Origin of the sequence: Exiguobacterium sp. s125, assembly GCF_018618605.1 — a bacterium.
In the GTDB taxonomy this organism is placed as follows: domain Bacteria; phylum Bacillota; class Bacilli; order Exiguobacteriales; family Exiguobacteriaceae; genus Exiguobacterium_A; species Exiguobacterium_A oxidotolerans.
Window position 1 is genome coordinate 1,009,465 of record NZ_JACSMI010000001.1, and the last position, 13,600, is coordinate 1,023,064.

13 protein-coding genes are annotated in these 13,600 nt (G+C 49.3%); 11 read left to right on the forward strand and 2 right to left on the reverse strand.

The window, feature by feature from the left end; genetic code table 11:
* The first annotated feature begins 55 nt into the window (after positions 1 to 55).
* The 4 genes from KNQ05_RS04945 (at position 56) to KNQ05_RS04960 (ending at position 3,901) form a co-directional block, all read left to right on the forward strand.
* On the forward strand, positions 56 to 559 hold the full coding sequence (locus KNQ05_RS04945) for a PH domain-containing protein (protein ID WP_214804513.1): 504 nt from the start codon (positions 56 to 58) through the stop codon (positions 557 to 559).
* Positions 556 to 2,007 (forward strand): PH domain-containing protein, encoded by a 1,452-nt coding sequence (locus KNQ05_RS04950; protein ID WP_214804515.1) that lies wholly within the window; start codon positions 556 to 558, stop codon positions 2,005 to 2,007. The genes KNQ05_RS04945 and KNQ05_RS04950 overlap by 4 nt, the downstream gene beginning before the upstream one ends.
* Positions 2,008 to 2,040: 33 nt before the next feature.
* The gene (locus KNQ05_RS04955) at positions 2,041 to 2,982 is read left to right on the forward strand and encodes an alpha/beta hydrolase (RefSeq protein ID WP_214804517.1); all 942 of its coding nucleotides are present in this window, start codon (positions 2,041 to 2,043) and stop codon (positions 2,980 to 2,982) included.
* A 133-nt stretch (positions 2,983 to 3,115) separates the two neighbouring features.
* Positions 3,116 to 3,901 (forward strand): PP2C family serine/threonine-protein phosphatase, encoded by a 786-nt coding sequence (locus KNQ05_RS04960; protein WP_214804519.1) that lies wholly within the window; start codon positions 3,116 to 3,118, stop codon positions 3,899 to 3,901.
* Between the two features lie 286 nt (positions 3,902 to 4,187).
* Here the strand turns inward: KNQ05_RS04960 and KNQ05_RS04965 are convergent, their stop codons facing one another.
* The gene (locus tag KNQ05_RS04965; protein WP_214766150.1) at positions 4,188 to 4,331 is read right to left on the reverse strand and encodes a hypothetical protein; all 144 of its coding nucleotides are present in this window, start codon (positions 4,329 to 4,331) and stop codon (positions 4,188 to 4,190) included.
* Between the two features lie 166 nt (positions 4,332 to 4,497).
* Here KNQ05_RS04965 and KNQ05_RS04970 point away from each other — a divergent pair, with 166 nt between their 5' ends.
* From KNQ05_RS04970 to KNQ05_RS04980, 3 genes are all read left to right on the forward strand, one after another.
* Complete coding sequence (locus KNQ05_RS04970; protein ID WP_214804522.1) at positions 4,498 to 5,091, forward strand: hypothetical protein; 594 nt, start codon at positions 4,498 to 4,500, stop codon at positions 5,089 to 5,091.
* Positions 5,092 to 5,118: 27 nt separating this feature from the next.
* Complete coding sequence (locus tag KNQ05_RS04975; protein WP_214804524.1) at positions 5,119 to 6,312, forward strand: hypothetical protein; 1,194 nt, start codon at positions 5,119 to 5,121, stop codon at positions 6,310 to 6,312.
* Between the two features lie 267 nt (positions 6,313 to 6,579).
* Positions 6,580 to 7,551: a phosphotransferase gene (locus KNQ05_RS04980; protein WP_088837189.1), complete on the forward strand. Its 972-nt coding sequence runs from the start codon at positions 6,580 to 6,582 to the stop codon at positions 7,549 to 7,551.
* 127 nt (positions 7,552 to 7,678) lie between these two features.
* On the opposite strand, the gene KNQ05_RS04985 is transcribed toward KNQ05_RS04980, so the two are convergent.
* Positions 7,679 to 9,142 (reverse strand): potassium/proton antiporter, encoded by a 1,464-nt coding sequence (locus KNQ05_RS04985; RefSeq protein WP_088837188.1) that lies wholly within the window; start codon positions 9,140 to 9,142, stop codon positions 7,679 to 7,681.
* A 182-nt stretch (positions 9,143 to 9,324) separates the two neighbouring features.
* Here KNQ05_RS04985 and KNQ05_RS04990 point away from each other — a divergent pair, with 182 nt between their 5' ends.
* The 4 genes from KNQ05_RS04990 to KNQ05_RS05005 all read left to right on the forward strand — a co-directional run bounded on the left by KNQ05_RS04990 (position 9,325) and on the right by KNQ05_RS05005 (position 13,587).
* On the forward strand, positions 9,325 to 10,197 hold the full coding sequence (locus KNQ05_RS04990; protein WP_088837187.1) for an SDR family NAD(P)-dependent oxidoreductase: 873 nt from the start codon (positions 9,325 to 9,327) through the stop codon (positions 10,195 to 10,197).
* Between the two features lie 233 nt (positions 10,198 to 10,430).
* On the forward strand, positions 10,431 to 10,916 hold the full coding sequence (locus KNQ05_RS04995; protein ID WP_029330260.1) for a GNAT family N-acetyltransferase: 486 nt from the start codon (positions 10,431 to 10,433) through the stop codon (positions 10,914 to 10,916).
* Positions 10,917 to 10,989: 73 nt separating this feature from the next.
* Positions 10,990 to 12,039, forward strand: coding sequence for an oxidoreductase (locus KNQ05_RS05000; RefSeq protein WP_088837186.1), 1,050 nt, complete (start codon positions 10,990 to 10,992; stop codon positions 12,037 to 12,039).
* 462 nt (positions 12,040 to 12,501) lie between these two features.
* The gene (locus KNQ05_RS05005; RefSeq protein ID WP_214804526.1) at positions 12,502 to 13,587 is read left to right on the forward strand and encodes an SH3 domain-containing protein; all 1,086 of its coding nucleotides are present in this window, start codon (positions 12,502 to 12,504) and stop codon (positions 13,585 to 13,587) included.
* The last annotated feature ends 13 nt before the right edge of the window (positions 13,588 to 13,600 follow it).

The window sequence follows — 13,600 nt, forward strand, 5'->3', positions numbered from 1 at the left end:
GTGAAACTTATTGACGATGGACTCCGTAGTTTTAAGAGAAAGGAAGTGGGAACAGATGCAATCTTCATCCTTAGAAAGTGGCTGGCAACGGTTATCACTCGACTCCGTCAAAGTCGAGCGGCAATATGTGGCGATACGGTTTAGCTTGTATGCGCTTTTGATTGCCGTCATGACAACCGTCCAAATTGTGTGGCTCGACTTATCTCCGTGGTGGATGTGGATCGTGACAGGACTCGTGGCCGCGTTATTCATCTTAAAGTTTTATTACATACCGCGTTTGCGTTACGACTATTTCCGTTATCAGGTCGATGAAGAATTTTTAGGCGTCAAGTCAGGCGTCATCTTCCGTAAAATCGAAATCATACCACTCGTCAAAGTTCAGTTCATCGATACATCGACCGGTCCCTTGTTACGTCGCGCCGGCTTGATGAACATCAAAGTCAATACGGCATCCGGATTTGCGGAAATCCAGCGTCTCGAAGAACGACGCACACTCGAATTAAGACGCCATATCGAACGCTTCGCGAAACTCGAGGAGCAAGAGGAGGAATCCTTATGACACGTCGCGTCCACCCGTTATTCATCTTGATGTCGACGCTGACGCATCTCCGGTCGACGGTCATCCCGCTCGCTTTTTTATTGTTCAATGATTTAAAGAACGATGGATTCGGTTGGTATACAATCATCGGCTTTAGTGTTTTTTGTCTCGTTCTTCTCATTTCTGGAATCACTTCTTGGTATTTTTATACGTTTACGATTGATGACCAAGCGATTCGTGTCAACAAAGGCGTCTTCCGTAAAAGTGAACGGACGACACAACGGCGGCGGATTGAATCCGTCGGCATCAACCAAAACCTGCTCGAGCGTCTGCTCGGTTTAGCGACGCTGTCCGTCGAAACGTCTTCTGAAGGCGGTGAACCGGAAGTCGAATTAAAAGGTGTCCGGCTCGCGTTCGCTACTTCCTTGAAGTCGACGATTAAAGAAGAGGACGAACAGATAGAACAAACAGAGACGACGGACTCGTTTCGTGTCAGCTTGTCCGACCTGTTTTTTGCCGGCGCCTTGTCCGGTCGTCTCGGACTGGCGCTAGTCGGTTTCTTTGCAGGGTATCAACTGATTGATCAATATATCGAAAAGTATGTCGATCGTGTCTTTAATGAATTGGCGCATTTATCACTCGTCCTCCTGATTGGAATCGGATTGCTTGTCTTACTCCTCGCCTACATCGGATCGATTGTCGTCTACGTCGTTCGTTACGGTTCGTTCGAAGCGACACTTAAAGATGAACGGCTGACCATCCGTTACGGATTACTGAACCGGACGGAAGTCATCTTTCACCAGGATAAGGTCCAAGCCTTATTCATCGAGGAAAACTGGATCAAACGACGGTTCAAGCGTGCCCACCTGTTACTCAACGTCATATCGGCGAACGGGAAGGAAGAGCAGATGTTGTTCCACCCCTTCATCCGGGAATCGGAAATCGACGCCTTCCTCGACCGGTTTCTGCCGCGCTTCAAACGTGTCAAACCGATGCAACATGCGACCGACCGCGGATTCTTCTATGTCATCCGTTGGCGGCTCGTCCGGTATATTGTCTTGTTTTCAGCAGTCAATGCCGGACTCGTCTATTTTTTGACGAGCCCGCTTAAATGGATCGGCATGCTGTTGTACCTGGTTTTACCGCTCTATTACGTTGTTGCCCGGACGGGGTACCGCAATACGTGTTACGGGTTCGAACAGGAGTTGTTCGTCTTACGTCGCCAACTCGTCAACCGGGAAACGATTTATGCACCGCGTTTAAAAATCGAGGCTTTGTCGGGACACGTCTCCCGTTTTCTCGAACAAAAGGACTTGCTGAAGTTTGAAATCAATCTGCGTGGTAAAGGACATTTGAACGCGGGTTATTTTACACATAAGCAATTTGAGGACGTCCGGACCTGGTACCAACGCTCTTTTCTGAAAACAGACCGTGCAGAAGCAGGGGACATACGGTATGATAACGAATAACGCGTTATATAGGAAAAGAGAGGAGTTCATGTTGTGCGAAAAGGACTAGCAATCGTACTCGCGATACTACTCGTATTCATCGGATTAATCAGTTTTGATGGATACCGCATTCAAAAAACATTAGTCGGCGAGTCGGAAGCGTCACCGATTCTTGCGGGTAAACCGGCTGATGAATCAAGTGACGCCGTGACCGAGGCAACTGAATGGTCTGCTGCCCAACCGTTCGAACAGAAGACGTTCGAAACGGATGGACGCGTTCATCACGCAGACTATCTACCTGCAACAGAGTCAACAAACAAATCGGTCATTCTCGTCCCGGACGAGGAACAAGCGACGCCGGACGGAGTTGCACCACTCGTGCAGCTGTATCATGAACAATTCGGCTACAATGTCTTAGTCGTCGAACGACGGGGGCGGCCTGAAAACGGTGGGAAAAAGAATTACGGCTGGCTCGATCGGCTTGATTTGATTGAATGGACGAAACGACTTCTCGAAGAAACAGGGGACGAGAGTCACATCGCCTATCACGGGCTTGGAGTCGGCGGGTCGACCGCATTACTCGCAGCTGGAGAAGAAATGTTACCGACACAAGTCAAAGTCGTCATCTCTGAAGGTGCCTACGCCCGATTTGATGACTGGCTCAATCATTTAGCGGATCGACAGATCAGTTATCCCGCAGGACCGTCACTCGCGATGGCGAGCACGTTCAATAAATTCGAACAGGACTTCTTTTACGGTGACGTGTCAGTGACACGACAAACGAGCAAAATCATGATTCCGACACTGTTCATCCATGGGACGGACGATCAACTCATGCCATCGCGGATGGTTTATGAACTGTATCAAGCAAAACCTGGATTGAAGCAGTTATATCCGGTCCGAGGAGCGGGTCATGGTCAAACGTATCTCGAAGATCAAGTCAACTATCAAAAACGCTTAAAATTATTCATCCAGCCATTCATGACAACGAATTAAGCCGCATCCCTCACGTCACTACAGCCGTAGTCGAAGTGGGGGACTTTTTTTTTGATTAATGAAAGGGAAAATGTTCCAAATGACAGCAGGTGTGGTATTCTCGATAGAACAGACAGAATAGGGGGAGTCAGGCATGTTTAGCTGGGTCGGAAGTGAAGAAGCGTATGTCGATCAAATCGACATACGGCAGGTGGGTCCGGTCGTTCTCGGACGGTTCGGTGGCTGCTCGACGGCGGGTCAAACAAAAAACGAAGATGGTTGTCTCGTCATGACGGGGACGGACTGGGAGTTGACCGTCTTACTCGATGCCCATAATTCGGCAGAAAGTGCCGAACTCGTGGCGGAGCAATTTTTGATGTATCAAGAGCGGTTGCATCAGCAACTCGAACAAGCAGCCGAGTCAGTCCTTCCGACGTTCGAACACATCATCCTCGAACTATTGACGGAAGACACATTTCGCGCACGATGCGAGACGTGTCGGGGGGAGACGGCTTGTTTAGTCGTCGTCCGGAAAGGAAACTATGTTTTTTGGTTGTCGGTTGGAGATTGCATCGCGCATCTGTTCCATCCGGAGCTTGCCGGGTTAGGTCAACACAGTCTCAATCAACGGCAATTCTTTGAATGGATCGGACAAGTCAATACGTTTGCGTTACCTGTCCCGTGTTATACCCGCGGCATCCGTGAACTGCGTCAGGGACACAACCGGATCTTTTTGACGACGGACGGACTCGTCGAATGTCCCGGTGAACCGTTCAGCGATGCGACGGACATCGGTCGCGCGTTTCGCGATACGGAGGCGCAGGATGCCGTTTTGACCTTGTTGACGACGATCAAGCACTATGCTGTCCGGGACAGTACGACGATCTTGACGTGGTCGATCGATGTTACAGGTGACGTGACACAACCGAGTAATGCTTAGGCATGAACAATTACGTTCGAAAGGGATGAATACAAATGGGTTTTTACATCATGTTGCTGTCATTCATACTAGGAATCTACTTGACAATTTTCAGCATTTCGCGCAGGAAACGGAAGCGTTCCTACATATTGTTTCTCGTCCCGGGGATCCTCCTGGTCATCTTTGCCGTGTATCTCGCAAGACCGCATTAAAAAAAGGGAGATGGATTTCCGGGGCGAACACCGGAGAACCGTCTTCCTTGTTTTTTGTTAATCGAGAGACGTGCTCCCGTTTGAGTCAACACCGCTTAGGGGGTTTGCTCATCAAGCGGTTCGATTTGTTCCGTTTCGACAGGTGGATCCAGTTCATCTGCTTCGTTCGTCAAAGGAAACGCGATCCCGGCACTGGTCAATAGCGTGATGAGTGCGGCATTCGTTAGTGTTTGGCGCATCGTTGCTCACTCCTTCTTTTGTTATCCTACGAAATTGAAAAAAGAAAAGTTACACTTTTTGATTATTCTGAACATTTAAGTGGGATTCGTCAAGTAATCGTCATCTTCACCTAAGTATTTTTCCCGATAAACCGTTATACTTAAACATGGAAAAGAGGGATGTCGCTTGAAATTAACGAAAGCTAACACACGCATTTTTGAATCATTGTTACCCCGTTTGAACGTTAACGCGGAAGAACCGGAGCGAACGGACATCGAACGTCAACTGCAGGCTGATTTGTATGAAGCGCAGCGGCAACAACGACCGTTCGAAGAAGTCCATGGGCAAACACCGGAAGCGCGACTCGACACGATGATCGCAGCGATTCCGGAACAGCGTCGTGCTGAGACACAAAAACGCTGGACACGGAACTATGTCTCAAGCATCTTGATGTATATTTTCATCGAGGGAATCGATGGCGTCTTTCAGTTCGCACTCGCCGACTATTTGTTGTTCTCGATCATCGCCTTGTTCTTGATTGACGCGATGTCGATCTTAATCACGTCACCGAAAATACGTGACGTCAAAGGACGTATCTGGGGACAGTTCATCATCAGTTTCGTTTTATTTGCAACGTATAAAGCGGTCTTGATTACATTCGTCCCGAATCCCGATGTCATCTTCCAAGTCAGCGGGACACCCTCTTATATCATCGGAGTCGGTGGTCTGATTGCGTTATACCTCTACTGGTCGAAGAACCCGCTACGAAAACGCGCCTAAACGAATCGAGAGAGGAGTGGACGGATCATGGAATTTACGCACTGGAAAAGACGCTTACAGGATCACTTCGAACGAATGGGCTTTAACTTACGGATTGAACGCCTTGCCATGCAAGACATCATTAAGCTCGAGGCGACTCACGGAGCCTTTTTGTTCTTCCCCGTGACGATCAACTTATATGAACGGATGGGCTGGAAAATGATTGCGATTGAATCGCACCATCCGGATACGGTCGAGGATGCGTTCGCCGAAGCACAAATCGAATCGTTGTTCCAACTGACGATGGTGACATTCGAAGAAGAAGAGCGTGAGTTTTTACTCGGCTTCTATAGCAATACCGGTCGTTATTTGACAGACCGTCAATCTCCGACGGGGCAGTTGCTCGCGGCAATCGAACGGGAGTGGTATGACGGAGAAACGATCCGGATTGAAACGTTCGAGGAATTTCCCGGACTGTTCGTGGCACCACCGTTCGCACACCAAGCGTACGCATTCGCCGCAGCGGAAGACAAATGGCACATATTCGTCGGGCGGACGGGACGCCCGGCGAACGATTACCGGTTCGATGGAGCAGTTCTGATGCCGCACCGGATTGCCGATAATGAACTGTTCACGATGACGCCGCTTGCGGTTGCGATTGATGATACGGCAGGATTGCGCGACCAATTGCATGAGGAACGGTCAGAAATCAAACGATTCCACACACAAGCGATGGAGACGATTCGTGAGTACGATCCGTCGTTCGGCTTCGCTTGGCGCGGGACGGTCACATTCTTTCATGGCATTCCCGTCGACCCTTTTGCACAGCGGTTATGGCTGGAAGACGGACAAAAACGGTTCCGGATCATGCAAAAAGCATCCCAACGGATTTTAGCACTCGGCGACACGTGTACCGAAGCGATTCATGCGCTTGACGAGGCCGTCAGCGCCGGTGAACCGGACGGGACACCCGTCAGTGCTGTCGGACAACTCATCCTCGGGATTTGGCAACAGTTTGAGTCCGATGAACGGACCTACTTGACAGAGGTCGTCTGTACCGGGATTTCACGGACACAGGCGGAGAACCGGATCCGGCATGGCTTAGCGCGCCAAGAGGCAGTCAATTGGATTGAACGTGCACAAAACGGACGTGACCACTTCCAGTTCGCAGGACTATCCATTACATTACCGCACCGCCCACCGGGAACGATCGAGATTAGACGAGAAGAGGAACAACGATGAACGTCAGCTACACTCGCGAATCTGTCTGATACGACTTCACGCATCAGACAGTTGACGGACCACTTCGATGTCCGGTACATTCGTCAGCAGGAACAAACGCTGGTAGAAAACAAGTAAATTCTATTGAATGAGGATCGAACCCCCGATGTCTTCGCCCTGCGAAAAAACGTCGGGGGTTTTTTCGCATAAGTTAACGGTTCAATCGATTCTGGCGCCTCTCAAGGCGAAAAAGTTCGTAAAAAATAACGGAGATAACAGGAGAAACATATGGAATCATACCGATTTGATCAGATTTGTGTATTGTTTGATTTAGGCGAACGGACAGAAGACCCACGCCCCCTTTCCGGCGGTTTCATCCATGACATGTATGGACTGAGGACGACAAAAGGACATTATGCTGTAAAATGCTTGAATCCGCAGATTATGAGACGACCTGACGCGTTTGCGAACTTCAAAAACGCGGAAGATTTTGCATTGCTTGCAGGTCGGCACCTTTCCGCTCTTCCGGCAAAACGGATACGGGGGGAAGCGGTGCAACAGATAGCTGACGAGTACTTTCTTATTTTTGACTGGGTCGACGGCAACCTGCTTTCCTTGAAGGAGATCCAGCCATCCCATTGTAATACCATCGGGACCTATCTCGCAGGCTTACACCAACTTGATGCTGGCATGGTCCCCGCAGTGGTTGGAACGATTAGCCACGACTGGACAACTCATCTCAAAAGAGGCCAAGCAATCGACGCCGAGTGGAGTGTTGCCCTAAGCGAAATCACCGAGGCGTTAAAAGTGTGGAACGAGCGAGCAGTGCGAGCAGAAGCGTTCCTATCCAACGCTTGCGTCATGAGTCACCGCGACTTGGATCCTAAAAATGTCTTATGGACGAAAAACGACCTGGTCGTCATTGACTGGGAATCGGCGGGTCCGATTCATCCTGTCCTTGATGTCCTTGAGACGGCGCTTTACTGGTCAGAGGATGAGACGGGGCATCTGAACAAGCAGAAGTTTCAAGCATTTTTTAGTGGTTACACAACGAAAAATAACCTAGGGGATGCGAAATGGTCGGCTGTAATCGCCTGTAGCTATTCGAGCAAACTTGATTGGCTCGCTTATAATATCAGCCGGACATTCAGTGCGGATAAAACGGAGCGACGAATCGGTACAGAACAGGTGAAACAGACGATCCTCGACTTAAAACGCCACACGGACCGGATGGAGACGCTGAAAGGCTGGCTGACTTAAACGTCGCAACAACATCCATCTGGGATAGGACTCTTACGTCTGAACAAAGTACCGGACATCCCGTCCAACATCCATCACAGGACCGATGATCCCGCTTTTTTCACGGAATCATCGGTCCTGTTTAACTTTAAAGACCAAGCGAGGCAATCAGCTTTCGAATCCGTTCTTCCGATTGTTTCGGCGTCAGAATCAGGAGTTGATCGCCACCAATCAATCGTGTCTGACCGCGGGGGGTAATGATGGCATCGTCACGAATGACGGCGACGACGAGCAGATCCTGCGGCATCTCAATCTCTTGCAATGTTTTCCCGTCAATCCGACAGAACGACGGGACACTGACCTCGACGATTTCAGCATTCGGATTTGCGACCGTCATGAATTGAATCAACGGCTCAATCCCGATCGTTGGTTTCACTTCGAGCTTCATGACACGGACAATCCACGGTAAGGCCGTTCCCTGCAGTAAAGCCGATGTCATGACAGTGAAGAAGACGATGTTGAACAAGAGATAGGAGTTCGCAAGTCCGCTCGAAAGCGGATAGGTCGCAAGGATGATTGGTACGGCGCCGCGTAGTCCGGCAGCCGTGATGACACTTTGCTCCCGGTAATTGTAGTGAAAGGGAAGAAGTGAGATGAAAACAGCGAGTGGTCGTGCGACGAGAATCAGCGTCACGACGATGATGCCTGAAATGAGCAGCATCTGCGGATCGAGCAGTTGGCGCGGGAAGACGAGCAGTCCGAGCATGATGAACATCCCGACTTCTGCCAGATGCGACAAGCTGCCGCTGAAACGAATCAAGATGTCGCGGTAAATCATGTCGTGGTTACTGATCCAAATGCCTGTCACGTAGACGGCGAGGAAGCCACTCGCATGGATACTCGTCGCGATCCCGTAAGACAGTAAGGCGCCGCTGATCAAGAGTGTCGGATACAGGGCCGATGCTTGAAGCTGAATCCGGTTCATCAATTGTGTCAAGAACCAGCCGATACAGAGACCGACGAGTAAACCGATTCCCATTTCGTAGAATAAAGACAGGACGCCACTGATAATCGAGAAACTTTCCGGATCGAGCGCAAGTTCTGTAAAGAGAATCGTCAAAAAGACAGCCATCGGATCATTTGTTCCGGACTCCGCTTCCAGTGTATGTTTGACCTTCTCATCGACAGGACGTCCGCTCAGTAAGGAAAAGACAGCCGCTGCATCGGTCGAGCCGACGAGGGCGCCGACGAGTAACGCCATCGGCCAGCTGAAATCAAGAATGAAGTGGGCGACGAGTGCAATCAAGCCAGTCGTGATGACGACGCCGACCGTCGCAAGCGAAAGGGCAGCAGGGAGGACTTGCCTGAAATCGCCCCATTTCGTGTTGAGACCGCCATCGAACAAAATGATGACGAGGGCGATTGTTCCGAATAGACGCGCTTGTTCAAAGTCAGAAAAAGCAATCCATCCTGCGACATCCGTTCCTGCAAGAATGCCGACGAACACGAATAAAATCAAGGTCGGGACGTTGAGACGAAAGGAGAACTTGGTCGTGATGATTGCGAGTAGTAACAAAATACCGGCAAGTAGTAAGACGGTTCCTTCATGCACATGCATACCTCCTCGAATCGGGGCAGGGTTCTCTTCTGTTACGTTTAGTATACGCTATTCACCTCTTTTGCAGGCGGAGAAGTCTTTTTTTGAAATGATGTGTATAAATCGACGGAAAAAGGAAAACACTCAATATATATGCATGTAAACGAAGAAAGCGTAATTAGAGGAGGAAAATGGAAATGAACATATGTATCGTGACAGGCGCAAACTCGGGGATGGGAATGGTGACAATCCAAGCGTTGCTTGAACGGGGGGACCGCGTCATTGCGACCGTCCGCTCAGAGAAGAAAGCAACACTGCTCGTCCAAATGTTACGTGAACATGGGGTGTCGCATACGAATCTTGAAATCGAAATCGTTCAACTTGACCAACTGGAATCCGTCCGCCGGTTTGCAGACCACTTGTTTGAGCAGATTGGTCGCATCGATCGCCTGATTTTAAATGCCGGGGTCATGGTCCCGCCGTATCATTTGACGAAAGACGGCTTCGAATCCCAGTTCCAAGTCAACTACCTGAGTCACTTCTATTTGATTGAACGCTTGCTGCCGCTCCTTCAACACGGAAACGATCCACGGGTCATCTCGATTTCATCGCTCGCCGGGGAAGGTGGACTCGTCCGAACAGATATCGAACTGGAATCGATTGCCCATGTTAAAAAAGAACAATACAACCCGATGCGGTCGTACCGCGAATCGAAATTGCTACAGATGGTCCACATGCGTGAACTCGCGGACAAGTATGGGGACGATGTGACATTCGTCAGCGTCCATCCCGGCATCGTCAATACCGACTTGTTCTATCGTGGCAAGTACGGCAAAGCGATGAAGGTGCTTTTAAAGCCGATCGCTCAAATCGGTTACTGGACCGGGAAACTGTATACGCCGGAGTACGGGGCGAAAACCGCACTGTACCTCGCGACGACGAATGACCGGCTCGACAATGGCGGCTATTACGCCGATTCCGCACCACGTCTCAGTAACCCGGTCGTCGAGGATACGCGCTACCGTGAAGATGCGCGCCGTCTATCGAAAAAATGGGTCGGACTCGACTGAAGACAAAAAAAGGCCTACCGGCTCGTGGGAAGCCGGTAGATCCACGTTGTGAAGACTGGGGGTCTGATCACACTTTTAGAATACGATATTTAAAAATAAAATTGTAGAATATGAAAAAAATCACAAAATGATGCGTTTTTATGATTTTTTTTTAGCGATGCGAGCAAAACGGTTTTCTTCTGGTGCAGTTTTCGTTAGGATAAAGAAGAATTTTTGCTTACAGGAGGTACAACATGATACGACTAGCTACATCACAAGACGTTCGAAACATCGCAACACTACTCGAGCACAAGGCGCTCGCACTCCAAGCGACGGGCAGCACACAGTGGTCTGCTTACCTTGAACAAGACATCGAAACACTCGTCCAAGAGGATCTTGATGCCGGAAGACTGTTTGTTTTTGAAGAAAACGACCAGTTGCTCGGTTCCGTTGCCCTGCTTCCTTCGATGGAATGGGATCGCTCGTTATGGGCAGATACAGAAGGTCTTTATATCCACCGGATTGTCGTCAGTGATTTGGCGAAAGGACGCCGCGTCGGAAAACAACTTCTTGATTATGTAATCGAGTTGACGGATTACGAAGGGGAAACACTTCGCCTCGACTGCGTGGCGTCAAATGCATTTTTAAACGACTATTATACGTCGGTCGGTTTTACGTACCAAGGAACATATGACGGATTTTCGACATATGAGTACGAACGAATCGAAGCGACGGCATAATCGGTCATTTGTTCAAGACAAGTCGTAGCCGCTTTGTTAAGGTAAAAGAAAAGTAATTGCGAGGAGTGATAGGATGCGACTTCAGATTGGCTTCATCGGCTTCGGTAAGAGCACGACCCGTTATCATCTGCCTTATGTCATGATTGATCCCCATTTCGAGGTGACGTGGATTTATAATCGGACGGCAAAACCGGAGTTAGAGGAAAAATATATGGACAAGCTTCCCGCAGTCCAGTTCACGACGGACCTCGACAAGATGTTGTCGGACGAGAAGCTTCAAGTCGTCGTCATCAACACACCGCCTGCGACGCATTTTGCCTATGCCTTGAAGGCGTTGCAACAGCAGAAGCACGTCCTCGTCGAAAAACCTTTTACCGTCACAGAACAAGAAGCGGTGCAACTGTTTGAGGAAGCACGTAAGCAAGGCGTCAAGCTACTCGCCTATCAAAATCGGCGTTTCGATAGCGACTTTCAAGCCGTCGCCCAAGTCATTGCGTCCGGAAAGCTCGGTCGCATCGTCGAAGTCGTCTCGCATTTCGACTTGTATCGCCCGGATGCGAAGCCGGCGAATACGGCGAATGAGAACGGTGCGCTCTATAGTCTCGGCGTCCATACGATTGATCAAATCATTGCCTTGTTCGGAAGACCGAACCAAGTCGCTTATGACATCCGAACCGTCCGGGGTACTGCGATTCCGGACGATACGTTTGCGCTTGATTTTTATTATGACGATTTCAAGGCGAGTGTCCGAACGAGTCATGTCGCACTGGCACCCGCTCCGCGCTGGATGATTCATGGGACGAACGGGACGTTCATCAAACAGCATGTCGATCGGCAAGAGCTTGACTTAAAAGCAGACTACTTCCCAGGGGAAGAAGGATTCGGGGAAGATTCGGAAGATGATTTCGGTCGGTTACTCTATCATGACAACCACAATCATCTTCAAAATGTCCGGATTCCGAGTCCGATCGGTGACTACGGTAAATTATATCGGGCATTTTACCGGAGTATCGTTGAAGATGCGCCTCTTCCAGTGACGGAAGAAGAAACGACGTTCGTCGCCCATGTGCTCGAACAGGCGTTCACTCAACCGTCACCGTTTATCGTCAATATTAAAAATTGAATTTCATTTAAAAAGCTACAGGGTCGCGACCGATTACTTTTCGTGCTTTAAAAGCGATTCAAGACGGATTGCGCTTTAAAACGTCTCCATGCCCGGCTTTTTGGTCACGGTATCAGCTAAAAAGCGTCATGTTTCGTTGACTCCTACGGGAAAAAGTGCGTTTTTAACGCACGTTCAGAGGCAGGCAAGACCCTGCGCGTTGGCCGCTAGGATCCAAGGAGCAACGGCTTGCGCCTCGCCCGAGGAACGCAACGAACAAAGACGCTTGATCTCCCGATAGAACTTTGTCTACAGTCTAAATCTTCTTGTTGTGCATATACAACAGGAGGATTTTTTTTGTTACAAAGAATGAAGATATTTCTATTTTTTCAGAATTTTATTTTGAAATCATGATTATTATTTCAATAACTTGGGAAAAATGGTGTATATCATCGTATTGTCATTCTGTTAAGGGGGTCTATCATGAAGAAGTTTTTCTCAAGTGTCATCGTCGCTGGTGTTCTGTTTGGCGTATTCAGTCCGTCGCTCGTCGCACATGCCGCCACGAAGCTGACCATCACGACCGCAGTCTTACGTGTCCGTGAAAAGCCGACGACCTCAAGCAAGATTCTCGGGAATGTCGTCAAAGGAAACGTCTATACGTTAAAAGGAACATCGGGAAGTTGGTACAAAATCACCTATAAATCACGGACGGGGTACATACACAAAGATTATGTGAAGACATCGACGACGTCCTCGAAATACACATCGACCGGCACGAAGTATACGACGGTCGGGACGTTAAACGTCAGAACGGGCCCGAGCACAAAATACAAATCCGTCACCCAGCTCGGTAAAGGGGTCAAAGTCGCAACGTATGGCACGTCAGGGAGCTTTACACGTATTTTGTATAGCGGGAGCTACCGCTATGTCTCGACACAGTACTTAACGAAAACGAAGCCAACGAGCAGTACGACTAAAAAATTAAATGTCCCGTACTACAATCAATACACGTTAGGCTACCCGTCAGGTTGCGAGTTCGTCTCGTTGAAGATGGCGCTCGCCTACAAGAAAAAGTCTGTTTCGGCTGCGTCGCTCTATAAACAACTACCGAAAAGCATCAGCAATGCGACCTACAAAAATGGGAAATACTACTGGGCCGATCCAGAAAAAATGTTTACGGGTGATCCGGCCGGGACGCTCTCTTACTACAAAAACTGGGGCGTCTATCCAAAAGGCATTCTCCCGCTCGCTAAAAAATACCGGAGTGGCGCCGTCGATATCTCCAAACAAGGTGTCAGTAAGATTGAACGTGAAATCCGGAGCGGGAATCCCGTCATCGTCTGGGCGACCGTTGATTTCAAAAATCCATATGGCTACTTCTCTTGGATCAAGCCGGACGGCAAAACGTTCACCGGGTACCGGAACTATCACGTCATGCTCGTGACGGGTGTTTCAAACAGTTCGTTCTACGTGTCTGATCCGTACCGTGGGAAATACGCCGTCAGTCGCGCACAGTTCACATCTGTTTATAACACGACGGGACAATATGCGTTATCCGTTCGTTAACCGGTCACCTGAA